Annotated in this window: 20 protein-coding genes; 18 read left to right on the forward strand and 2 right to left on the reverse strand. The window is 46.0% G+C overall.

Annotation, left to right across the window (positions count from 1 at the left end):
- Positions 1–38: 38 nt before the first annotated feature.
- The 6 genes from nuoI to nuoN all read left to right on the forward strand — a co-directional run bounded on the left by nuoI (position 39) and on the right by nuoN (position 6364).
- The gene (nuoI, locus tag D1B31_RS15625; RefSeq protein ID WP_118922060.1) at positions 39–458 is read left to right on the forward strand and encodes an NADH-quinone oxidoreductase subunit NuoI; all 420 of its coding nucleotides are present in this window, start codon (positions 39–41) and stop codon (positions 456–458) included.
- Positions 455–964: an NADH-quinone oxidoreductase subunit J gene (locus D1B31_RS15630; RefSeq protein WP_118922062.1), complete on the forward strand. Its 510-nt coding sequence runs from the start codon at positions 455–457 to the stop codon at positions 962–964. The genes nuoI and D1B31_RS15630 overlap by 4 nt, the downstream gene beginning before the upstream one ends.
- A 1-nt stretch (position 965) precedes the next feature.
- Positions 966–1283, forward strand: a complete 318-nt coding sequence (gene nuoK, locus D1B31_RS15635) for an NADH-quinone oxidoreductase subunit NuoK (RefSeq protein WP_118922064.1) — start codon at positions 966–968, stop codon at positions 1281–1283.
- A gap of 170 nt (positions 1284–1453) precedes the next feature.
- On the forward strand, positions 1454–3319 hold the full coding sequence (gene nuoL, locus D1B31_RS15640) for an NADH-quinone oxidoreductase subunit L (RefSeq protein ID WP_118922066.1): 1866 nt from the start codon (positions 1454–1456) through the stop codon (positions 3317–3319).
- Positions 3320–4840, forward strand: coding sequence for a complex I subunit 4 family protein (locus tag D1B31_RS15645; protein ID WP_118922068.1), 1521 nt, complete (start codon positions 3320–3322; stop codon positions 4838–4840). It abuts the gene before it with no gap.
- A gap of 6 nt (positions 4841–4846) precedes the next feature.
- Positions 4847–6364 (forward strand): NADH-quinone oxidoreductase subunit NuoN, encoded by a 1518-nt coding sequence (gene nuoN / locus D1B31_RS15650; RefSeq protein ID WP_118922070.1) that lies wholly within the window; start codon positions 4847–4849, stop codon positions 6362–6364.
- A 265-nt stretch (positions 6365–6629) separates the two neighbouring features.
- On the opposite strand, the gene galU is transcribed toward nuoN, so the two are convergent.
- Complete coding sequence (galU, locus tag D1B31_RS15655) at positions 6630–7508, reverse strand: UTP--glucose-1-phosphate uridylyltransferase GalU (RefSeq protein WP_118922072.1); 879 nt, start codon at positions 7506–7508, stop codon at positions 6630–6632.
- A 297-nt stretch (positions 7509–7805) separates the two neighbouring features.
- Between galU and D1B31_RS15660 the strand changes: the two genes are divergently transcribed.
- The 6 genes from D1B31_RS15660 (at position 7806) to D1B31_RS15685 (ending at position 14711) form a co-directional block, all read left to right on the forward strand.
- On the forward strand, positions 7806–8042 hold the full coding sequence (locus tag D1B31_RS15660) for a DUF1146 family protein (protein WP_118922074.1): 237 nt from the start codon (positions 7806–7808) through the stop codon (positions 8040–8042).
- Positions 8043–8428: 386 nt separating this feature from the next.
- The gene (locus D1B31_RS15665; protein WP_158587569.1) at positions 8429–9163 is read left to right on the forward strand and encodes a YwmB family TATA-box binding protein; all 735 of its coding nucleotides are present in this window, start codon (positions 8429–8431) and stop codon (positions 9161–9163) included.
- 32 nt (positions 9164–9195) lie between these two features.
- The gene (gene murA, locus D1B31_RS15670; RefSeq protein ID WP_118922078.1) at positions 9196–10509 is read left to right on the forward strand and encodes a UDP-N-acetylglucosamine 1-carboxyvinyltransferase; all 1314 of its coding nucleotides are present in this window, start codon (positions 9196–9198) and stop codon (positions 10507–10509) included.
- A gap of 951 nt (positions 10510–11460) precedes the next feature.
- Entirely contained in the window at positions 11461–12354 is an 894-nt protein-coding gene (locus D1B31_RS15675; protein WP_118922080.1) for a DUF6843 domain-containing protein, read from the forward strand.
- Between the two features lie 324 nt (positions 12355–12678).
- Positions 12679–13710 carry a stage II sporulation protein D gene (gene spoIID, locus D1B31_RS15680; RefSeq protein ID WP_118922082.1) on the forward strand — a complete coding sequence of 344 codons (1032 nt, stop codon included), beginning with the start codon at positions 12679–12681 and terminating at the stop codon, positions 13708–13710.
- A gap of 170 nt (positions 13711–13880) precedes the next feature.
- Positions 13881–14711, forward strand: a complete 831-nt coding sequence (locus D1B31_RS15685; RefSeq protein ID WP_118922084.1) for a nuclease-related domain-containing protein — start codon at positions 13881–13883, stop codon at positions 14709–14711.
- A 362-nt stretch (positions 14712–15073) separates the two neighbouring features.
- Here the strand turns inward: D1B31_RS15685 and D1B31_RS15695 are convergent, their stop codons facing one another.
- On the reverse strand, positions 15074–15592 hold the full coding sequence (locus D1B31_RS15695; protein ID WP_338036482.1) for a VanZ family protein: 519 nt from the start codon (positions 15590–15592) through the stop codon (positions 15074–15076).
- Between D1B31_RS15695 and D1B31_RS15700 the strand changes: the two genes are divergently transcribed.
- The 6 genes from D1B31_RS15700 (at position 15570) to D1B31_RS15730 (ending at position 22594) form a co-directional block, all read left to right on the forward strand.
- The gene (locus D1B31_RS15700) at positions 15570–16427 is read left to right on the forward strand and encodes a stage II sporulation protein SpoIIQ (RefSeq protein WP_338036483.1); all 858 of its coding nucleotides are present in this window, start codon (positions 15570–15572) and stop codon (positions 16425–16427) included. The two genes, D1B31_RS15695 and D1B31_RS15700, sit on opposite strands and share 23 nt — an antisense overlap.
- 150 nt (positions 16428–16577) lie before the next feature.
- On the forward strand, positions 16578–18575 hold the full coding sequence (locus D1B31_RS15705) for a penicillin-binding transpeptidase domain-containing protein (protein ID WP_118922090.1): 1998 nt from the start codon (positions 16578–16580) through the stop codon (positions 18573–18575).
- 167 nt (positions 18576–18742) lie between these two features.
- Complete coding sequence (locus D1B31_RS15710; protein WP_118922092.1) at positions 18743–19234, forward strand: GNAT family N-acetyltransferase; 492 nt, start codon at positions 18743–18745, stop codon at positions 19232–19234.
- 1319 nt (positions 19235–20553) lie between these two features.
- Positions 20554–20826, forward strand: coding sequence for a sporulation transcriptional regulator SpoIIID (spoIIID, locus tag D1B31_RS15715; RefSeq protein WP_048827201.1), 273 nt, complete (start codon positions 20554–20556; stop codon positions 20824–20826).
- Between the two features lie 145 nt (positions 20827–20971).
- On the forward strand, positions 20972–21973 hold the full coding sequence (gene mreB, locus D1B31_RS15720; protein ID WP_118922094.1) for a rod shape-determining protein: 1002 nt from the start codon (positions 20972–20974) through the stop codon (positions 21971–21973).
- 333 nt (positions 21974–22306) lie between these two features.
- Complete coding sequence (locus D1B31_RS15730) at positions 22307–22594, forward strand: DNA-directed RNA polymerase subunit beta (RefSeq protein ID WP_118922098.1); 288 nt, start codon at positions 22307–22309, stop codon at positions 22592–22594.
- Positions 22595–22825: the final 231 nt, after the last annotated feature.

Below are 22825 nucleotides of genomic sequence, written 5' to 3' on the forward strand. Positions count from 1 at the left end.
ATTGAGATTTTTATCACCGAACCAAAGGGGTGAAAAACATGCTTGGATTAGCAAAAGGCTTAAAGTATACCCTTAAAAACCTGACAAAGGAAAAAATTACGTACGATTATCCGAACAAACCACTTCCTCTTCCGGACCGATTCAGGGGCATTCAGAAATTTTATCCGGAAAAGTGCATCGTCTGCAACCAATGCGCAAATATCTGCCCAACAGACTGCATCCAGCTGACAGGGAAGAAGCATCCCGATCCAACAAAGAAAGGAAAAGTTATCGATACGTACGATATCAATTTTGAAATCTGCATCCTTTGTGACTTATGCACCGAGGTTTGCCCGACTGAAGCAATCATTATGACGAATAACTTCGAGCTTGCGGAATATAGCCGGGATGACCTTTTTAAAAACTTAGAGTGGCTGGATGAAAATGACGAGAATGTTCGGAAGGTGAATAAAGCATGATTTCAGGTGAGTTTCTTGCATTTATGTTGCTTGCACTAGTGGCTGTCATCGGGGGCGTGCTTTTACTGAACCTGACGAAAGTCGTTCATACAATCATTGCCCTCGTCTTTACGTTTATCAGTATTGCTGGCATCTTTGTCCTCTTGTCTGCGGAATTTTTGGCGGCTGTCCAAATCCTGATTTATTCCGGAGCCATTACGATTATTATGTTATTCGGCATTATGCTGACAAAACATGACGATGAAAGTGAAGCAAGCACGGGGAAATGGCGCAAACTCCTGATGGTTTTGGGAGTGGCAGGCTTTGCCTTTGCCGTTTATATCGGCATTTATAATCTTGATTTGAGCCCGGAGCCGGCTGCGCTTCATGAAAATAATACCGAGCAAATCGGCATGGCGCTGTATTCAAGGTTCATCATTCCATTTGAGTACCTTTCTGTCCTGTTGCTTGTCGCCCTGATTGGGGCGATCGTTCTTGCAAAAAAAGACGATAAGGAGGCGGAGTGATATGAATACAGGAGTTCCTGCTTCTGCCTATCTCGCGCTTGCCCTGATATTGTTCTGCATCGGCCTGTATGGAGCCCTGACAAAGCGGAACACAGTAATCGTCCTTATATCCATTGAACTCATGCTGAATGCCGTTAACATTAACCTTGTGACATTCAGTAAGTTTGGGCTGACCCCTTCCATAGACGGGCAAATCTTCACCTTGTTCGCGATGGCTGTCGCTGCAGCCGAGGCGTCAGTCGGACTGGCCATCCTGATTTCCCTATACAGGAACAGGAAAACAGTCAATATAGATGAAATGGATATCATGAAAAATTAATCCGGATATATTACCGGTTAGAAAAAGGCCATTCCCGCCAAACGCGGGCTGGCCGGGATGATTATCCGCAGGACGCCATCTGCGGAAGCCCTGTTTTAGGGCACAATCAGGCGCGCACCATACAGAATGAATTCTGCATAGAAACGCGCGTTCATAAAGGGGATAGTGTATTGATGGAAAATGCATGGCTCATACCGCTTTTCCCGCTAGTTTCATTTTTGATTCTCCTTCTATTCGGCAGACGGCTTAAAGAGGCAAGTGCGTACGTTGGGATTGGATTAACCCTGGCTTCACTGGCTATGTCTGTATTGGTGCTATTCGAACGTTTCTCGGCACCCACCTACAAATCCGAAGCCGTATGGCTGGCGATAGGAGATGTTCAATTAACTGCGGGCTTTGAAGTGAACCAATTAAATGCATTAATGCTGTTTATCGTTTCACTCGTTAGCTGTCTCGTACATATTTATTCTAAAGGGTACATGCACGGAGACGGGCGAATTCCGGTTTTCTACGCTTATCTTGGATTATTTACCTTTGCTATGCTTGGCTTGGTCGTTTCACCAAACCTTCTACAGACCTATATTTTCTGGGAACTTGTCGGAGTAGGCTCCTTCTTGCTGATCGGTTTTTATTTCTATAAGGAAGAAGCGAAGGCGGCCGCCAAAAAGGCCTTTATCATGACTCGAATCGGGGATGTCGGCCTTTTAATCGGTATGATTCTCCTATTCTGGCAAACTGGCAGTTTCGAATACGATGAAATCTTTGCCGCAGTCGATGCTGGAGGGATTGCTGCCGGCATGCTGACCTTAATCGCCATTTTAATTTTCGTTGGGGCGATGGGAAAGTCTGGCCAGTTCCCGCTCCACACCTGGCTTCCGGACGCAATGGAAGGCCCGACGCCGGTCTCCGCATTAATCCATGCGGCAACAATGGTTGCAGCTGGAGTTTATCTTGTAGCTGCTTTGTTCCCGCTTTTCGCGGCAAGTAAAACAGCGCTTTTGACCGTTGCCATCGTAGGAGCTTTTACGGCGATTTTCGCAGCAAGCATCGGTCTTGTCCAAAAGGATATTAAAAGGGTACTGGCCTATTCGACAGTCAGCCAGCTTGGCTACATGATGCTCGCGCTCGGCTCTGCAGGATATGTTGCAGGTGTGTTTCATCTGATGACCCATGCTTTTTTCAAGGCGCTTCTATTCCTGGCTGCAGGAAGTGTCATTCATGCTGTCCATACTCAAAATATCGAGGAAATGGGCGGATTATGGAAGAAGCTTAAACTGACAGGCCCGCTGTTTCTGATTGGAACGCTTGCCATCAGCGGGGTCCCTTTGTTCTCCGGTTTCTTCAGTAAGGACGAGATTTTGATTGCAACCTGGGAAAATGGACATCCATTCTTGTTTATCCTAGCTGTCATCGCCGCTTTCTTTACTGCATTTTATATGTTCCGCCTGTTCTTCATGGTATTCTGGGGCGAATCCCGCACGAATATGAAGAATGTCAAGGAATCACCTGGAACAATGACATTGCCGATGATCGTTTTAGGCGTGCTAGCCGTTGTGGCAGGCTACGTCAATACACCTTGGTTTGGAACATTCCTTGGAGACTGGCTTGTTGATGGAAATGCGGCTCTAGGGCACGGACATATTGAAGGTCCGGCCTGGATTATGATTGTCGCAACACTTGTTTCGCTGGCCGGAATTTTCCTAGCCTGGCTCATGTACGGAAAACGCTCGCTGTCCCGTGACTGGCTCAGTTCAACGGCACCAGGAGCTTACAGTGTCCTCTATAACAAATACTTTATTGATGAGTTCTATCAGCTGTCTGTTGTGAACGCAACGAAAGCGATCAGCCACCTCTTCCGCTATATTGATGTATTCCTTGTGGAGGGGATCGCTTCAGCAGTTGCCGGGACAGTCAGAGCTCTTGGCAAAACAGGTTCAAAGCTCCAGTCGGGACAGGTCCAGACATATGCGGCAGTGGCCTTTATCGGGCTTGCTGTTCTGACAGTCATCTACGCTCTGACAGGGGGGTACTTGTAAATGAACCTATCCTATATATTGACAATTATGGTATTCTCCCCGTTGCTTGGGATTCTTGCCCTGGCTTTTATACCAAAGACGAATGAAAAGCTGATCAAGCTGACGGGCTTCCTTGGAACGATTCCAGCTTTGCTTATTTCGCTTGGTGCATATGCTCATTACCTTGCAGGCAAGAACCTGGATGATTTTTCTGTAAGAGCGGAATGGATCCATTTTGGCGGATACAAGCAAATGGGCGAAAAGTTCTATTCCATTTACTATGAACTTGGGATTGATGGGTTTTCCCTTCTCCTAGTCGTCCTGACAGCTGTTGTCGCTTCACTTGCTGCGATCGCTTCAAGCATGGTGAAAAAGGAATGGAAAGGGTACTTCATGCTGTTTCTTCTGCTGCAAGTCGGCATGCTGGGAGTATTTACAGCGCAAAACCTTGTCCTGTTCTTCCTATTCTTTGAACTGACCTTGATTCCGATGTTCTTCTTGATTGGAAAATGGGGTTATTTTGAAAAGGAAAAAGCAGCTTATAGCTTCTTAATTTACAATGGCCTTGGCTCGGCAGTCTTGTTAATCGTCATTATGGTGCTTTTAACAAGGACGGGGACATCCAATATTGCACTCCTTGAGCAATTGTTGACAAACCCGGATGCGCAGTTACTCAGGCCAATCTCGGGTGATGCAAAAATGGGACTGTTGATTGCCCTTTTGGTTGCCTTCGGAATCAAGCTGCCAATCTTCCCGCTGCATAGCTGGATGCTGCGCGTCCACGTTCAGGCGCCTCCGGCAATCGTGATGATTCACTCGGGTATTCTTTTGAAAATTGGCGCATTTGGTCTGATTCGTTTCGGCATGGGCATCTTCCCTGAACAATTCAAACAGCTGGCGTTCTTCATCGCAGTGTTGGGAGTCGTCAACCTGCTGTATGGGGCATTTCTTGCGTTTACCCAAAAGGATTTCAAAATGGTCCTCGCCTATTCGTCAATCTCACATATGGGAATCGTCCTGATTGGCTTGGCTGCTTTGAATGAAGCGGGAATCCAGGGTGCGATTTTCCAGGTGATTTCACACGGATTGATTTCGGCTCTGTTATTCTTCCTGGTTGGTGTATTTTATGAAAGACTTGATACATCTCTTATCAGCAATCTTGGCGGTTTGGCAAAAGGTATGCCGGTTGCCGCGGGTCTCCTGCTTGCCGGCGGGATGGCTTCGCTTGGACTGCCGGGCATGTCTGGATTTGTCAGCGAATTTATGGCTTTCCTCGGCTTGTTTAAGGAGATGCCGGTTCTTGCCGCGATTGGCTGTATCGGGATTATTATGACCGCGGCTTATCTTTTACGGGCCATTCTTGGAATCACGTATGGAGTGCCTCATCGTGAATTTACAGGGGTAATGGACTTGAAAGGAACGGAATATGTTCCTGCACTGACATTGCTCTTCCTGATTGTCCTGATTGGCGTATATCCGAGCGTGTTAAGCTCACCACTGCATTCCGCACTTAAATCGATCATGCTTGGGTTGGGAGGTTGATGAACAATGGAACTCAATGATTTGTTAGCGTACAACTGGGGAGTCATGATGCCAGAGTTCATCATTCTCGGCACAATTGCACTATTAGTCCTGTTGGATTTATTCCTGTCAAAGGAATTTGACCGGAAACTGTTCGGCTGGATCGCGATTGCAGCCCTTATTTCGGCAGGAATTTCGGTCTTAGGCATGCTGGATACGCCTGTCACATCGATTCTTGACGACACGTATCGGCTCGATTCATTCGCAAAAGCATTTAAAATGATCCTCCTAGCGGGGTCGGTCTTTGTTATGCTATTAGCGATGAACTACAATCCGAAAGACGGATTTTCCGAATATAGGGGTGAATTTTTCTACTTGTTTTTGGCCGCGCTACTTGGCGGAATGATCATGTCTTCAAGCGGCGACTTGATTACACTGTTTGTCGGACTTGAACTATTATCGATTCCTTCCTATATCCTTGCTGGGATGAGGAGAAACTCTCTGAGTTCAAATGAGTCGGCAATGAAATACGTCATTAATGGCGGAATTTCAACGGCCATTACACTGTTTGGATTGAGTTATGTGTACGGCTTGGCAGGATCAACAAATTTGCTTACCATTGCCAAGACACTTAGCACGAATGTCGACAGCCAGCATACGTATCTCCTGGGCATCGCGTTCTTTATGATCTTTGTCGGTATTTCTTTCAAGCTTGCGGCAGCCCCATTCCATATGTGGGCACCGGACGTATACCAGGGGGCGCCGACACCAGTCACTGCTTTTCTGAGCGTCGTATCGAAAGCGGCTGGCTTTATCATTTTGGTACGGATCATGTTTACGATTTTCCTTCTGACTGCTTCCGATGGGCCAGGCTCAATGCCGTTGCTGTTAAAGCTCCAAGACTATATCGCCTTCTTGGCAGCGGCAACGATGATCATCGGAAACGTCATTGCGCTGAGGCAGCGTAATATTAAAAGGCTGTTCGCGTATTCAAGTATCGCGCATGCCGGATACATTCTCGTTGCTTTTACATCATTGAATTATTTAACCTTTGATGCAATTTGGTTTTATCTTGTTGCATACTTGTTTATGAACATGGGTGCATTTGCGGTCATTCAATTGATGAGTGAAACAACGGGTTCTGAAGAGATAAAGGACTTTGCTGGTTTTTACAAAAAAGCCCCGGTCCTGGCAGCTGCATTCGGTATCCTGCTGCTGTCGCTGGCCGGATTTCCTGGAACGGCGGGCTTTATAGGGAAAGTGAATATATTCATGAGCGCCTTCCTTGATAAAGATAACCCGCATTATGTACTCGCATCGATTATGATTGCGACAACGGTTGTGTCCTATGTGTACTATTTTGGCATATTGACTCAAATGTTCTTTCGCCCAGCTGCGGAGAGTAAGTCCATAAAAATCCCGGCTGGAATCATTGCGACAGTCGGCATTGCAGTTGCAGCCAGCATCCTGTTCGGAATTATGCCGAACATTGCACTAGACTTCCTGCACAGCAACTTTGGCGGCTTCGTGGACTTTTTAGAATAACCAACCCGCTGCCCGCTTTGGGGGAAGCAGGCAGCGTTAGTTTAAAAACTACGTTGATTGAATCGTGGGGCACCAAGCGTGCGCCCGGAGTGGAAATCAATAACTGCCAAGTTTAAAAGGCAAACAGTAAGCCGGACTTTGGGGGAAGGAAGGCTTGCTCGGTTTAAAAGGGGATTAGAATAAAATGCAAAAGGCTGTCTCACACAGGAGACAGCCTTTTGCATTGACAAGAAAAGCATCCGCAAAAGCCGCGGATGCTCTTTAATTAATTTGAATAATCGTCCAATTTTTTCTTCATAAAAGCAAGCAAATCATCTCTTAATTCAGGCATCTGCAGGGCAAATTCCAAAGTTGTTTCGATAAAGCCCTGTTTCTCACCCACATCATACCGATTGCCTTCAAATTCGTATGCGAAAACACGCTGAATCTCATTCAGGTTCTGAATGGCATCAGTCAGCTGGATTTCTCCTCCCGCGCCAATTTCCTGTTTGTCGAGGAACATGAATATTTCAGGAGTCAAAATATAGCGGCCGATAATCGCAAGGTTGGATGGGGCTGTTCCAGGTTTTGGCTTTTCGACAAACTGCCTGACTTGAAAACGTCTGTTGTATTCCTCAAGTGGGTCGATAACCCCGTAACGGTGGGTTTCCGTTTCAGGAACACGCTGAACGCCAATAACGGATGAAAGTGTATCATCATACTGATTCATCAGCTGCTTTAGACAAGGAACGTCTGACTGGACGATATCGTCACCGAGAAGGACAGCAAATGGCTCATTACCGATGAATTTTCTGGCACACCAGACCGCATGGCCGAGGCCGCGTGGTTCTTTTTGGCGGATGTAATGAATATCCACCATATTCGAAGCTGCCTGGACTTTTTCAAGCAATTCAAATTTTTCTTTCTCAAGCAAATTTTGTTCGAGTTCAAATGCATGGTCAAAATGATCTTCAATAGCCCGTTTGCCTTTTCCAGTAACAATTATGATATCTTCAATCCCTGATTCGATTGCTTCCTCGATAATATATTGAATGGTTGGTTTATCGACGATTGGAAGCATTTCTTTTGGCATTGCCTTTGTTGCCGGCAAGAAGCGGGTACCAAGCCCTGCGGCTGGAATGATCGCTTTTCTAACCTTTTTCATACAATAACCCCCTCACTACTTATTTATGCAATGCAATTATACCCTAAAGAGAAGGCATTTTAAAAAGGTAGCTATTTAATTGCTTTTCGTTTAGTCAATGCCTACAATAGAAAGTGAGTGCCTTTTTTGCAAAACATGCTCAGGATATCTTCCACATGAATAATTATTCCACACGAATGTAAAAGTGACAAGCGCAACTGCAAAAAATTACCAAAACTTTTGGAAATGCGCTTCTAGACATGAGGCCTAAAGAGATAGAAAAGCCATAGAAGGATAACGGAAAGAGGGAGGAATAATATGGTAGGTGGATTCGGTGCCGAGGCTATGGTGGGTATTTTTACCCATCTTGTTTGTATTGCACTTGCTTGGTGGGCGCTAGAGGCTTTGAATTTTGAAAAGCTGATCAGGGCTAACCGGGTACTGCAAGCGCGTGTTTTATACATCCTGCTTTCGATTGTAATCGGTTCAGCTGTCAGTGACTTCTTTCTTGATTATCTCCTTTTCTCTAGGCAGCTTCCTTCAATATTTGAATAAAAAAGTCTACTGTTATCAACCTTGAGGGCGTTTTCATAGAATGATCTAGCTGGTTGGGTCTGCTCCCAGATATCAACTTAAAAATAGATCGGCGAAAAGTACATCATTACAACGATAAGTGAAACTTTTCACTTGGTAAGGCCGTCTATATAAACGGGAGATTTCTATGTCCTTTTTGTAACTAAGAACTTTTTGCCTGTACATATTATTTAGGTCTTCGTACATGTGTTCAAGCAGACTTTTTTTCAGTACAATCAGAGTTGCGTTATATTTTTTACAGATTTCGCAGTTTTAAAAATCAGTTTGTCTAAATGTGACGACATTTCCCATGTATGCACGTGGGCTTCCCGGAAAAAATGTTAGTAAGGGAAGGGGAGCGGCGTCGCATGAAAATGAATCTGATTTTATCATTATTTGCCATTATCGGTTTTGTTATGTTGGAACATGGGAATAAAACGATTGTAGCTGACCTTGCACCGGATCTAGTGAAGCTGGCGGCTGCATTGGAAGCGGAAGGCAGTTTGCTCGAGGAGTGGTCGGTTTATTCACGGGAGGTTATTGAGGACTCCGATTCACCTAGGGAATTGGAGGCGCATGCCGCTAGGCTTCGGGATCTTTATCCAGATTGGGATTGGTCCATCACCTCAACAGGCAAAGTATGGGAAGCAAAAGCAGTTTCTCCAGCTTCCAACTATGGCCGCGAGTATCTTCAGTTAATTTCTACCCGCACACCCCACAAGGCAAATGCGTATATTATATATAAGGTGGCAGGCGGAGAATGGAATGGCGAAAGTGCGACCTTTTTGAAATCTGGGAAATTTAAGCAGCGCCGCAATGACATATTTCGAGGCGAACCGCCAATTTTCTCTTGTATCAAAGGATCTTTTGATGATAGAATGGAAAAGGCTTTACCTGAAAAAGTAAGTAATCTAATGGCGCGGTTAAATGCCGTCGAAACTGAAGGAATTAGAGAAGAAAACTTTCTATCCATATCGGCTAACTCATCTGAATTTGCCGATACTTTTATGAATGGCATCAATATCCAAATTGCTGTTCGAACGAGCGGGGCGGAGAAAGCGACTGTAACAGTTGGCACCCCGATCATCACGGTTGAATATTAATATAGAGAACTTGGACGCGGAGGGGAATACACTTGGAAAAGATCATCGTCCGCGGCGGAAATAGGCTAAATGGAACGGTCAAAGTAGAAGGGGCCAAAAATTCTGTACTGCCTGTACTCGCTGCAACATTATTGGCAAGTGATGGAAAAAGTATCATTCGAGATGTGCCTACTCTCTCCGATGTATATACGATCAACGAAGTATTACGTCATTTAAACGCAGAAGTCGTTTTTGAAAATAATCAAGTTGTTGTAGATGCATCTAGAGAGCTGAAAGAGGAGGCGCCATTTGAATATGTCCGTAAAATGCGCGCTTCAGTACTTGTTATGGGCTCGTTGTTGGCCCGGAATGGCCGTGCGCGTGTGGCATTGCCAGGCGGATGCGCAATAGGGTCCCGCCCAATTGACCAGCATCTAAAAGGTTTTGAAGCAATGGGTGCGAAAGTAAAGGTCGGAAATGGTTTTATTGAAGCCGAAGTTGACGGTCGGCTAAAGGGAGCCCGGATTTACCTGGATTTCCCTAGTGTCGGAGCAACGGAAAATATTATGATGGCAGCAACGCTTGCAAAAGGCACAACCATCCTTGAGAATGTTGCAAAAGAGCCTGAAATTGTAGACCTCGCAAACCTATTGAACAAAATGGGCGCAAAGGTTGTCGGTGCCGGAACAGGGACAATCAGGATTGAAGGCGTAGATGTATTATTTGGTACTGATCATGCAATTATACCTGACCGGATCGAAGCCGGGACGTTTATGGTGGCGGCCGCGATTACAGGTGGAAATGTCCTTGTAAAAGGTGCGGTCCCTGAACATTTATCTTCTTTGATTGCAAAAATGGAGGAAATGGGGATAACCATCACCGAGGAAGAGGACGGCGTTAGAGTCATTGGGCCTGAAAAACTGAAGGCTGTTGATATCAAAACAATGCCTCATCCAGGGTTCCCGACCGACATGCAGTCACAAATGATGGCATTGCTCCTTCGTGCTGAAGGAACGAGCATGATCACGGAAACAGTATTTGAGAACCGTTTTATGCACGTTGAAGAATTCCGCCGCATGAATGCCGATATTAAAATTGAAGGGCGTTCCGTGATTATTCCAGGTGCCTCCAATCTGCAAGGTGCGGAAGTGGCTGCCACGGACCTTCGCGCTGCTGCGGCACTTATCCTGACTGGATTGGTGGCAGAAGGTGTGACGAGAGTGACAGAATTAAAACATCTGGACCGTGGGTACGTCGATTTCCACCTGAAGCTCGCTGCCTTGGGCGCGGACGTTGAGCGCGTAACAGATTCTGCCGAGGTTTTTGCCGAAGCGCAGGAAAAGCTTGTCTCGGATATGAACGCATAATTCATTAATTTATAATAAGTCTGGTATCATTACCGGACAAGAATAGTACAGAAGAAAAGGCTGTCTGATGTCTGACAGCCTTTTCTTCTTTTTTTGTTTAAAAAAACCTACGGGCTCAAGCGTCAGGCGTGATAACACTTTGTCACCCAAACTGCAAATGAGTGACAACAAAAGCTCAAAACCTGGTTTTGTTGTCACTCAAGCATCAGATGCGTGACAACAAAAGCTCAAAACTCGGTTTGGTTGTCACTCAAACGCCAGATGCGTGACAACAAAAGCTCAAAACCTGGTTTAGTTGTCACTCAAGCATCAGATGAGTGACAACAATAGCTCAAAACTCGGTTTGGTTGTCACTCAAACGCCAGATGCGTGACAACAAAAGCTCAAAACCTGGTTTGGTTGTCACTCAAGCATCAGATGAGTGACAACAATAGCTCAAAACCCGGTTTGGTTGTCACTCAAACGCCAGATGCGTGACAACAAAAGCTCGAAACCCGGTTTGGTTGTCACTCAAACGCCAGGTGCGTGACAACAAAAGCTCGAAACCCGGTGTTGTTGTCACTCAAGCATCAGATGAGTGACAACAATAGCTCAAAACCCGGTTTTGTTGTCACTCAAACGCCAGGTGCGTGACAACAAAAGCTCGAAACCCGGTGTTGTTGTCACTCAAGCATCAGATGCGTGACAACAAAAGCTCAAAACCCGGTTTTGTTGTCACTCAAACGCCAGGTGCGTGACAAGTAAAGCTCGAAACCCGGTGTTGTTGTCACTCAAGCATCAGATGCGTGACAACAAAAGCTCAAAACCCTGTTTGGTTGTCACTCACCCTCACCCCCCCAAAGGTTTTTAATTATATGAGCAAATAGTGAACGAAGTTCCTCAGCTTTCCTAATTTTGTAACAATATCAATGGTTGTAAATTGTTAAAATGAGGAGAGAGAGGTGGGTCCCCATGACAAATTTTTTCATCAAACTTAAATCGGCTTTATTTACGACCGGAGCTCTAGGTGTACTGCTTCTGCTAGTCCCAGGCTTCCTATCAGGTTCGTTTGGAGGGACGTTTGTCGTCTTCGCTATTATGCTCCTTTTGACGATGATTGGAAATATGGTAGTGGCCATTCCAGTTTCCTATTTAACAGACTTTTTAACGCGCCGATTAGGGGCGTTCCGTTTTCCGGCTGCCGGGCTGATTCATATCGTGATAGGGATTTTGCCAGTACTATTCCTTGACGAAATCGCTCTTTACACAATTGCCTGCGGACTGCTTTTCTTTCTATTTACAGAGTGGCAGCAGTCGAGAGGCTCCTTTAAATGGTCTGCCAAGGCTGTTGTGGCTGGAGTAAGTGTAGGTGCGTTTGCGGCGGCAGCTTTCGTATCAGTGCCTACACTTGTCGCCATTTTCCAGGACCGTACGCATGATGCCTACATGATCCCTAAGGGATATGAAGGCGAAATTAAGATTGTCCATGGAATCAACCATGCCCCCAAGCAAAAGAATGAGGAAGGGTATGATGTCGTGAATGTTGATGGAGCAGGCTATGCAATTACGGCCAAGCCGCTGACTTCTGCCCTAATTGAAGACAAATATTACTATGTTGATGAAAAGGGGAACAAAGAGGAAATTAACAAGGATTGCGTTTCCGTAGGCGGCCGAAACGCTATCGCCGGAGAAGATTATCAATATAACTATGAATCACTGTATGTGACTTCCAAGATGTGCGGGAAAGTCTTTAGGCAAAACGGCCAGAAATACTTTGGCGAGAAGCTGCAAATTGAGGAAATTTTATTTACAGAAGGCCTCGCGAAAATGAGCGATTACGGCTATACCATTTTGCCGCAGAAATAGGATGGCTATATAGGCTGAACTAAAGAATGGTAAAGTTGATTGGAGCGCAAATTAACCACAACGTTCAAAAGTTAAGTTTGATTTATATAGATAGGAACAGATTTACTCATAGAATAGAACGATTCAATAACGATTTCATAGAGTTACAGGCAAATGGCGCTTGGCGGGGGTTTTTGTACCGGGGAGCGCTGTTTTTTTATGTTTCACTTTTTAAAGTGCGGGTACCCTATGTTTTAGTCATAACTGCCTGTCCACCTCCATATGTTTTAATGAAGCGCAGCCGGTTAATGGCCGGCGGTTTACTTTTCAAATGGAGGCTTTTACATGAAGAATATGAAACCTTTCATCGCACTAGCATCTTTTCTTTTTGCGGTCACGCTCCTCATCCCGGCTCTGCTTGTCCTTCCTTACAAGAATGGAGAAACGGACGGTAAACTCGGTGAACAGCTGCAGCAAGCCCCCAAAAACGAAGCAATCGGAAAAGGAGCGGATCCAGCAGTGGAAGTCGCGGTATATCGAACAAACAAGAAGGAAATTGAAAAGCTGCCTCTCGATAAATACCTTGAGGGGGTAGTCGCTGCCGAAATGCCAGCCGAGTTTGAAAAAGAGGCACTGAAGGCCCAGGCGCTCACGGCTAGGACATACATTGTCAACCAGCTGTTGAATAAAGATAAAAAAGGGCTGCCAAAAGGGGCTCAGGTTAGCGATACAGGGCAAATTCACCAGGAATATAAGAGTGACGATGAGCTGAAGCGCATCTGGGGCTCCGATTATAGCTGGAAAAAAAAGAAGATTGCAGAAGCTGTAAAAGCAACAGGTGGGCAAATTCTTACCTATAATGGCAGGGCGATTGACGCGTCGTTTTTTTCGACAAGCAACGGCTTCACCGAAAACTCCGAGGATTACTGGCAGCACGCTTTTCCATATTTGCGAAGTGTGGAAAGCCCCTGGGACAAAAAGTCACCGAAATATAAAAGCCAGCTCAGCGTATCCGTGGCCGATTTTGAAAAGAAGCTTGGGGTTAAAATCGGCAATTCCAAGACAATTGGGGTCATTAAGGGCAGGACTGCCGGTAATCGTATTGGCAAGGTTGATTTCAATGGCAAAATCCTCACAGGCAAGCAAATCCGCGAGCAGCTCGGCCTCCGTTCCTCCGACTTCTCTTGGGAGCGGCGCGGCAATGAAATTTTCATCACTACCCGCGGCTTCGGCCATGGGGTCGGCATGAGCCAATACGGAGCAAACGGGATGGCCGCTGAAGGGAAAACATACGAAGACATCGTGAAATATTATTACCAGGGAGTTGCCATTAGCCCCGCGGACAGCATGCTGGCTACGATTACAGCGGGGAAATAGTATAGTGATATTTTTGGAGGCTGGTCTGATTATCAGGCCGGCCTCTTTTTTGGGGCAAACGAAGGTTTTATGTTCCAAAAAAATTGGATGAATTGTCACATGTCTTTGTCGAAAAGAATGGAAATTGGGGGAGTTTTTGCTTATGTTTCAAGAAAGAAAGGAGAGATAATATGATTGCACTACCCATGGTGATACCGTATTCACTTAGGCAAAAAGAGGCTTTAAAAAGAAGGATGCCCGAGCACTCTCAGGAATATCAGAAACTGCTCGAGCATTTACGAATGGAATGGGCCGGATACTATGGGGAAAAGTCGCTGGATTATCCGCTTGGCCTGCTGGATGAGGAGAAATACCTTATTTTCCACGGCTTGCGGATTGAGGCCGAAAACTATACAATCCAACTGGATTCATATCTACTGTCAGAGAATTTTTCTGTCATTCTTGATTCTAAAAACTGGGACGGCGAGATTTTGTTCAAAAAGGACCCAAAACAAGTTCCCCGTTCCGTCAACGGCGCGACCCAATCGTTGCAAAACCCCATCGAACAAATCAAAAACCAGCAATATAATCTAAACAGGTGGCTTGCTGAAAATAATCTGCCAGCCATTCCAATCGAGGGATACGGGATTTTCAGCCAAAACACAATCATTACATTCGAAAAAAGCTACTACAAGGCGGAAAAGTTTATTCATAAAGTCGACTGTTTGCCTTCGTTGATCCGCAAGCTTGAATCCTCTTACAAAAATCCAATCCTCACTCACAAAGAGCTTCTGCTTATTAAAAACTGCCTTCTCGTAAAAAATACACCCCTGAAAAAGAACGTTCTGGAAACTTATAATACCGAGGTCGCCAGCCTGAAGCGTGGTGTCTATTGCCCTGATTGCGGCTTGCTTGGCATGGTTTACAAATGGGGGCATGGCATTGCCATTGTGGGTTTAAGTCGAAGGATACGCACTTGTACGCGCTGGAGGATTACTATCTCCTTAATGGACCCACCATAACCAATAAGCAGCTGCGATGGTTTTGGGGCGTACCTTCACGAAACGTAGCAACGAAGCTACTCGCATCATTAAATCTACAGAAGAATGGTAATCACATAGCAACGGTTTACGTACTGCCCGATTTTGGATTAACCCAATAATCTTCCTGCGCAGACGAACATAGTAAAAGAATATGAATGAACGGCCGGTTATATAAAACCTTATAGATACGGGGAAGCGGCCATATTATGAATTGGCGCATAACCACGAAGAATTGACGCATAACCCCAATGAATTGGCGCATACCCTCTTTGATTTGGCGCATAAACCAATGAATCCGCCGCATAAACCAATCGAACGGCGCATAACCGCCACCGCGCGCCTCAACCCCGCCCCGCATACCCGCGCCATTTCTCCAGCAGCCGCCTAAACCGAGGAAACTTCCCTTGATACAGCGCGCCATCCACGAAGTAGTAAACAACTGCTACTCCTAGAACGTCTTTGAAGAGGTCAAACAGCGATGCGGAGCGGTAGGGGTAGAACGATTGGTGGAGTTCATCTGTGAGCCCGTAGAGGGCAGCAGCGACCGCGAGGAGCATATTCACACTTCTCTTGAACTTTCTTTTGCCAGTGAGAGAGGCGGCGACGAATAGCCCGTATAATAGCGCGAATTCAATTAAATGGAGTGATTCCTTGATGAAGCGGTCGATTTGCGAGTCGGGCAGTTCGACGAAGTGGTTGCTTGGCAGGCTGGACATGATCCAAATCAGGGCCATATAGATGAAGGGGAGCAGGCGCGCAGCCCAAACGACGGCGGTTTTCATAAAATTTCTCCTTTTTGTGCATAAAAATGATGGTTTTTTCGAAAAATAATTTGTCGTGGATGTATATAATTCTATCATTGTGTTCAGAATGATTGCTGAGGTGATGAAAATGAGAGAGGAAGAAAAAAAGCGATCTTCTCAAGGGTTTAAACGGTTTTTCAAAAAGCGCTGGGTCGTTCCGGCAATCTACATTGCAAGTGCAGCAATCATTCTGACTGGTGTCCTTTGGTATCAAAGCAGCGGCAATTCAGCGGACAAATTCAATTATAAAACGACTGAAAATGCCAAGAAAAAGTTCAATGAGCCTTCTCTAGAAGTGAATCAGGCGATGGAGAACTTTGCAATGCCATTGAAAAACAAGGAAGAAGCGGTTATCCAGAAGCGATTCTATGATAATTCCGCCAAAGCTGCGGATCAGGAAGCCGCGCTCATCCAGTACAAGGACACTTATGTGCCGAACACTGGCATTGACATCGCAATGAAAGACGGTTCCGAATTCGAGGTCCTTGCTTCGCTTAGCGGAACAGTCACCAAGGTAGAGGAAGATTCCCTGCTTGGCAATTTCGTTGTCATCCAGCATGATACAGGTATTGTAACACAATATCAATCTGTTAAAGACGTGAAAGTTGCTGTTGGCGACCAGGTTGACAAAGGCGATGTAATCGCATCTGCCGGGCAAAGCCAGATGAATGAAAAAGCGGGCGTCCATGTCCACTTTGAAATTCGCAAGGACGGCGTCGCTGTCAATCCGAACGATTACTTCGACAAGCCGCTAAGCGTGCTCCAGCAGGCGAAGTTTGAAGACGAGACTGAAAAGAGCAATGCGCCCGCGGATGAAGAGAGTGCCGGTGAAAGCGAAAAGTCTCCATCTGAGGGATCGACTGAGCAAAAAGAAGACAATTCAAATTCATAATCATAAGCTTTGAAGAGAGGGACTTCCCTCTCTTTTTTTTGTTGATTTTTTGGCAAAAGTGGCTTCGCCTCCACCCCCGGAGTTTTCCACCTTCAGGCAAATGGTTTTTCTGTGGTAAAATGGAAAAAAACAGTGGAAGGGAGAATGGATATGAAAAGGCTAATGGGGATCGTTATGGCGGCAATTCTCGTCGCGGCACTCGCTGGCTGCACGGAAAAGCCCCAGCCCGCGGACCGTTTTTCCCGTTACATAGAGTTATGGAACAAGCAGGAATTTGACAAAATGTATGATTATCTTTCGAAGGATGCGAAAGCGTCAGTAAGCAAAAAGGAATTTACGGAACGTTATAAGAAGATTTATGGCGATCTGCAAATCAAAAACCTGAAGGTAAGCTTTAAGAAACCAAAGGAGGATAAGCAAGCAGAGGGAGAAGAGGCCTCTTATGGTTTTACGGCAAAAATGGACAGTATGGCAGGGTCGATTGAATTTGGGCATGATGCGTACCTTGTAAAAGAGGAACGGGACAAAGAAGAAAATTGGTATGTCGACTGGAATACAACATATATTTTCCCACAGCTCGGCAAGGGTGATAAACTATCGATTTCGACCCAGCAGCCAGTGAGAGGGGAGATTTTTGACAGGAACGGCAATCCTCTTGCGACTACAGGGCTTGTGTATGAGGTAGGAATCGTCCCGAAGGATATGGAAGGGCAGGAAGCCGAAACGAAAAAACAGCTGTCAAAGCTTTTGAATATGCCGGAGGAGAGTATTGAAAAAGCGGTAACAGCGAGCTGGGTGAAACCGGAGTATTTCGTGCCGCTTAAAAAAGTTTCGATGCAGGAAGAAACGCTGATTGCGGAGTTGATCAAGCTGAAGCCGGTCCAAACGAAGAAAGTGGAATCACGCATTTATCCATATGGCAAAGCGGCCGCCCACTTGATCGGTTATGTGGGCAAGGCGACAGCGGAGGACTTGGAGAAGCTGAAGGATAAAGGATATTCGAGCGGCGACCTGATTGGAAAACGCGGCCTTGAGCAAGTGTTTGAGGAACAGCTGCGCGGTGAGCCTGGCGTCCAGGTCCTGATTGACCAGGAAGCCGGCGGACAGGAAGTCTTGGCTGAAAAACCTGTTGTTGATGGGCAGCCGGTCAAGTTAACCGTGGATGCGGATCTGCAGGTAAAAATTATGAATGCAATGAAGGAAGAGGTGGGGGCGGCAGCTGCCATCCACCCGAAAACCGGAGAAACGCTCGCGCTTGTCAGCATGCCAACCTTTGACCCGAATGACGCGGTGTTCGGCATGTCGGCAGCCGAGTGGAAGGCGTTGAATGAGCATAAGGATCAGCCGCTCAACACCCGTTTCAACAAAAAGTATGCTCCGGGCTCGGTCATTAAGCCCTTAACTGCTGGGGTCGCACTGACGGCGAATGCCATCGATCCGGCTGAGACGATGAATGTGAAAGGCAAGCAGTGGCAGAAGGATGCGTCGTGGGGCGGTTATTTTGTCACAAGGGTGAGCGACGCTGCCAATGTGAACTTAGAAAAAGCACTTGTATTATCGGACAATATTTATTTTGCCCAGACAGCACTGAAGCTTGGCAAGGAGAAGTTTGCCGAAGGGATGAAGAAGCTTGGTTTCGGGGACGATTTCGGCTATCCATTCCCGTTGAATGCTTCGCAGACTGGAGGGCTCGATAAGGATATGCTGCTTGCTGATGCGGGTTACGGGCAGGCGCAGCTGGAGATGAATATTGTTCACCTTGCCGCTTCTTATACGCCGTTTCTGAACAACGGTAATATGCTTAAGCCTGTGCTGTTGTTGGATGATGAGAAGTCGCAGGTGCTGCAGGAGCAGGCGATCAGCCCCGAAGCAGCCGCAACGGTTGGGCCGATCCTCAGAAAAGTTGTTGCGGGTGGCACAGCGAAAGATGCCGAGATAAAGGGTTATCCACTGTCCGGAAAGACCGGCACGGCTGAGGTCATCAAGCAGGCTCAGGGTGAAAAGGGAAAGGAAAACGGCTGGTTTGTCGCTTATAACGCCGAGAAAGGCGACCTGCTTGTCGCAATGATGGTTGAGAATGTCTTGGATCGGGGCGGCTCGGGGATTCCGGTTAAGATGGTCAAAAATATTTTTGAGGGAGTAAAGTAAAACGGCATTTGGCGGGAATAAGGGCCCTTTTAATAAACGAAAAGTGCTTTCGTAGCATGAAAAATGGGACGGGATAACCTTAAGGCTCCCGTCCTTTTTAATAAGTTTAACGGAATAATCTGTGGATAGTACAGGCTTGCAGGAAAATTAAAGGGGGAGGATTGTCAATGGAAAAAGCACAGAGGAACGAAGTCGCGCTTGAATTTTATCAGGAGCACCATCGTCCATCTTTTGAAGACTATAATCTGCCTGAGGAGCAGCTTAAATATACTGCCGTCCCGCTCGAAGAGGTTAAAAAGTGTGCGGAAGATTCGAAACGGCATCCTGTTGTTATTTTACATAACGGAGTGCCGGCCGGATTCTTCGTTCTCCACGAGAGTGAAGGGATTCGCGAACATAGCGAAAATCCGACGGCAATTTTGCTTAGAGGCTATTCGGTTTCGGCCCGCCATCAAGGAAAGGGGATTGCCAGACGTTCACTCGAGCTTCTCCCGGGTTTTGTCAAAAGAAACTTCCCTGGCAAAAGCGAAATTGTTCTCGCTGTCAATCATGCCAATCTGGCGGCACAGCATGTGTATGTGAAGGCTGGCTTTTCAGACCGGGGCCGGCGAGTTGTCGGGCCTATTGGCGAGCAGTTTGTATTGCATTTGGGCATTTAAGTGTTTTGCGGCTGAACGGAGAGTTGTGTTAAATAGAAAAGCTGTCCCTTTTTTGAGGTGACAGCTTTTTTGACGGAGGGAAACTGGATTTGCCCAGTCTGCTGTTGCGGAAGTGTTGGTTGTGTGACAAAGTTTTAATGAAACTGTGTATTGTTGTCACTCAAGCTTGGTTTGCGTGACAACGTTCTAATGAAACCGCATTTTGTTGTCACTCAAAGATGGTTTGCGTGACAACGTTTTACTAAAACCTTGCTTTGTTGTCACTCAAGGTTGGTTTACGTGACAACGTTTTACTGAAACCTTGTATTGTTGTCACTCAAGTTTGGTTTGCGTGACAACGTTTTACTAAAACCTTGTATTGTTGTCACTCAAGTTTGGTTTGCGTGACAACGTTTTTATGAAACCGTGCTTTGTTGTCACTCAAGTTTGGTTTGCGTGACAACGTTTTACTAAAACCTTGTATTGTTGTCACTCAAGTTTGGTTTGCGTGACAACGTTTTACTAAAACCTTGTATTGTTGTCACTCAAGGCTGGTTTGCGTGACAACGTTTTACTGAAACCGCATTTTGTTGTCACTCAAGTTTGGTTTACGTGACAACGTTTTACTGAAACCTTGTATTGTTGTCACTCAAGTTTGGTTTGCGTGACAACGTTTTACTAAAACCGTGCTTTGTTGTCACTCAAGGTTGGTTTACGTGACAACGTTTTACTGAAACCTTGTTTTATTGTCACTCAAGGCTGGTTTTCGTGACAACGATTTAATGAAACCGCATTTTGTTGTCACTCAAGTTTGGTTTGCGTGACAACGTTTTACTAAAACCGTGCTTTGTTGTCACTCAAGGTTGGTTTACGTGACAACGTTTTACTGAAACCTTGTTTTATTGTCACTCAAGGATGTTTGCGTGACGGAACGTCCTCCCATAGAGCCTTTTGCCGACGCTCAAACGAAGCGGTCGTTTTGTTAACAAACAGGTCCTCAAACTGAAAATCCCTCCCTAAATCGTCCAATTTTCGAAAAACTTCCCGCCACTCCTTGTCCGGTGTGCATAATCGCCTATCCAAGCTAATAAACTGTTACAAACCTGTACAAGAGAGTGTTTGAGGTGAAGAGTCGTTTGGGGACTATGTGTATTTAGCTGTGGATCTGTTTAGACCTTATAGGGTCAGAAAGCGAAGCGCTTTTTTGCAAAAGGGCGGATGCTTTCTGCCGTACCGAAGTCGGGAGCTTTTAGCCTGGTACGGAAGGCAGTATTTCGTCGAAGAGATAAGCGGGTCTCATTTCACACTTCTCACATCCAACCTAAGGGAGGGCGAGTGGTGTGCACGATTACATCAAAGAGCGAACTATCAAGATTGGAAAGTATATCGTGGAGACGAGGAAAACAGTTCGCGTGATTGCGAAGGAGTTCGGCGTATCCAAAAGTACAGTCCATAAAGATTTGACGGAAAGATTGCCAGAAATCAGTCCTGAGCTTGCAAACGAAGTAAAGGAAATTCTTGATTACCATAAATCGATTCGCCATCTGCGCGGCGGTGAAGCCACGAAAATGAAGTACCAGAAGGAAGAGGCTGAAAGCGAGCCTGTGAAGTAAAGACTTTCCTCCTAAATTTTTAACAAATTTCGTCAAATTTTTTACAGAAATGCCCGGAAAAGGTATGGAAAACGGAATCATTATGATACAATAAACAATTAGGACAGTATGTGGAATCCGTTTTTCAAGGAGGAAGAAAGAAGCAATGTTTGCAAGGGATATAGGGATCGATCTGGGAACGGCCAACGTGCTTATACACGTAAAGGGCCGTGGAATTGTATTGAATGAGCCAGCTGTAGTTGCCATTGATAAAAATACGAACAGGGTACTCGCGGTAGGTGAGGAAGCTCGCCGCATGGTAGGGCGTACACCTGGCAATATCGTGGCCATCCGACCACTAAAGGATGGCGTCATCGCAGACTTTGACGTAACGGAAGCAATGCTTAAACACTTCATTAACAAACTTGATGTAAAAGGCTTTTTATCGAAACCACGCATTTTGATTTGCTGCCCGACAAATGTGACAAGTGTTGAGCAAAAAGCGATCAGGGAAGCTGCTGAAAAAAGCGGCGGCAAGAAAATTTATCTTGAAGAAGAGCCGAAAGTCGCTGCAATCGGCGCCGGCATGGATATCTTCCAACCCAGCGGCAATATGGTCGTCGATATCGGGGGAGGAACAACAGATGTTGCTGTCCTTTCCATGGGCGATATCGTCACTTCCTCCTCGATTAAAATGGCTGGTGATAAATTCGATGCGGAAATACTCAGCTATATTAAACGTGAATATAAGCTGTTAATTGGAGAACGGACATCTGAGGATATTAAAGTCAATATTGCGACTGTGTTTCCGGGCTCAAGACAGGAGTCAATGGATATCCGCGGCCGGGATATGGTCTCAGGACTTCCTAGAACGATTACCGTCCATTCAGGCGAAATTGAGCAAGCACTTCGCGAATCGGTTGCTGTCATCGTCCAGGCGGCAAAAAGTGTTCTTGAAAGGACTCCGCCAGAGCTTTCCGCAGACATTATCGACCGCGGCGTCATCCTGACAGGAGGCGGCGCCCTGCTTCACGGAATTGACCACCTCTTGGCAGAAGAGTTGAAAGTACCTGTTCTCATTGCCGAGAATCCGATGGACTGTGTCGCAATCGGGACAGGAATCATGCTTGATAACATTGATAGAATTTCCAGACGGAAATTAGGTTGAGGAACTAGCGAGGAAGCTGCTTGCAAAAGGGCGTATGGCTTATAATTCTGAGCAATTGATCCTCCCTGGCTGTAATACCAAGGACCTGGCTGAAACTACATGTTTCCGCCGGGTTCTTTTAATTTTGTCCGAATTAAAGTTGTTTCCATCACTTTTTTGTGCAAAATCCGATGTAAACAGCCGCTTTTTACAGTTTTCTGCAAAAAAAGCTGTTTAATTTTTATTTTTTTCTTATAATAGGGATAAAGATAGAAAAGAGTTCTGTCTTTCTTTTGCAAAAAAAGGTGACCAGGCCGGTTCAGCTGGCAGGTCTTCCGTTAAAAGGAGTATACTATGTCTTCTACAACATATAAGCATCAGGAGCCGAAAACGCGTGAACAATATAAGAAAGCAAGCCGCGAACAAAAGGCAAAAGCGCCATCGGCTTCAGGGGAAAGGAAGCGGATTCGTATTCGGCTTATTCCTATTTGGCTGCGAATCATTCTGTTTCTCCTCCTGATCATCGTTTGTGCAGGCGGAGGGGCCATGTTTGGCTATGGCGTGCTTGGGGAAGGAAAGCCGGCGGATGTCTTTAAGGAATCGACCTGGCTGCATATCCGCGATATTGTAACCCAAAAATAAATTATATAGGTTGAACTGACGAATGATGAATAGTTGATTGGAGCGGAAGGTACGTAGACTCCTCGAAAATGCTACGCATTTTCCTCGTGCATAGTCCATTCGAGGAAGCTATTTGTCCTGCGGGATGAAGCGGCAAGTGGAGACACCGCAGGCGCCTTGGCGCTGAGGAGGCTCCACTGACGCCCCGCGGAAAGCGAAGTGCCTCGCGACAGGCAAAAACCGCCTGTCACT

The organism is Neobacillus notoginsengisoli, assembly GCF_003515685.1.
In the GTDB taxonomy this organism is placed as follows: Bacteria; Bacillota; Bacilli; order Bacillales; family Cytobacillaceae; genus Bacillus_D; species Bacillus_D notoginsengisoli.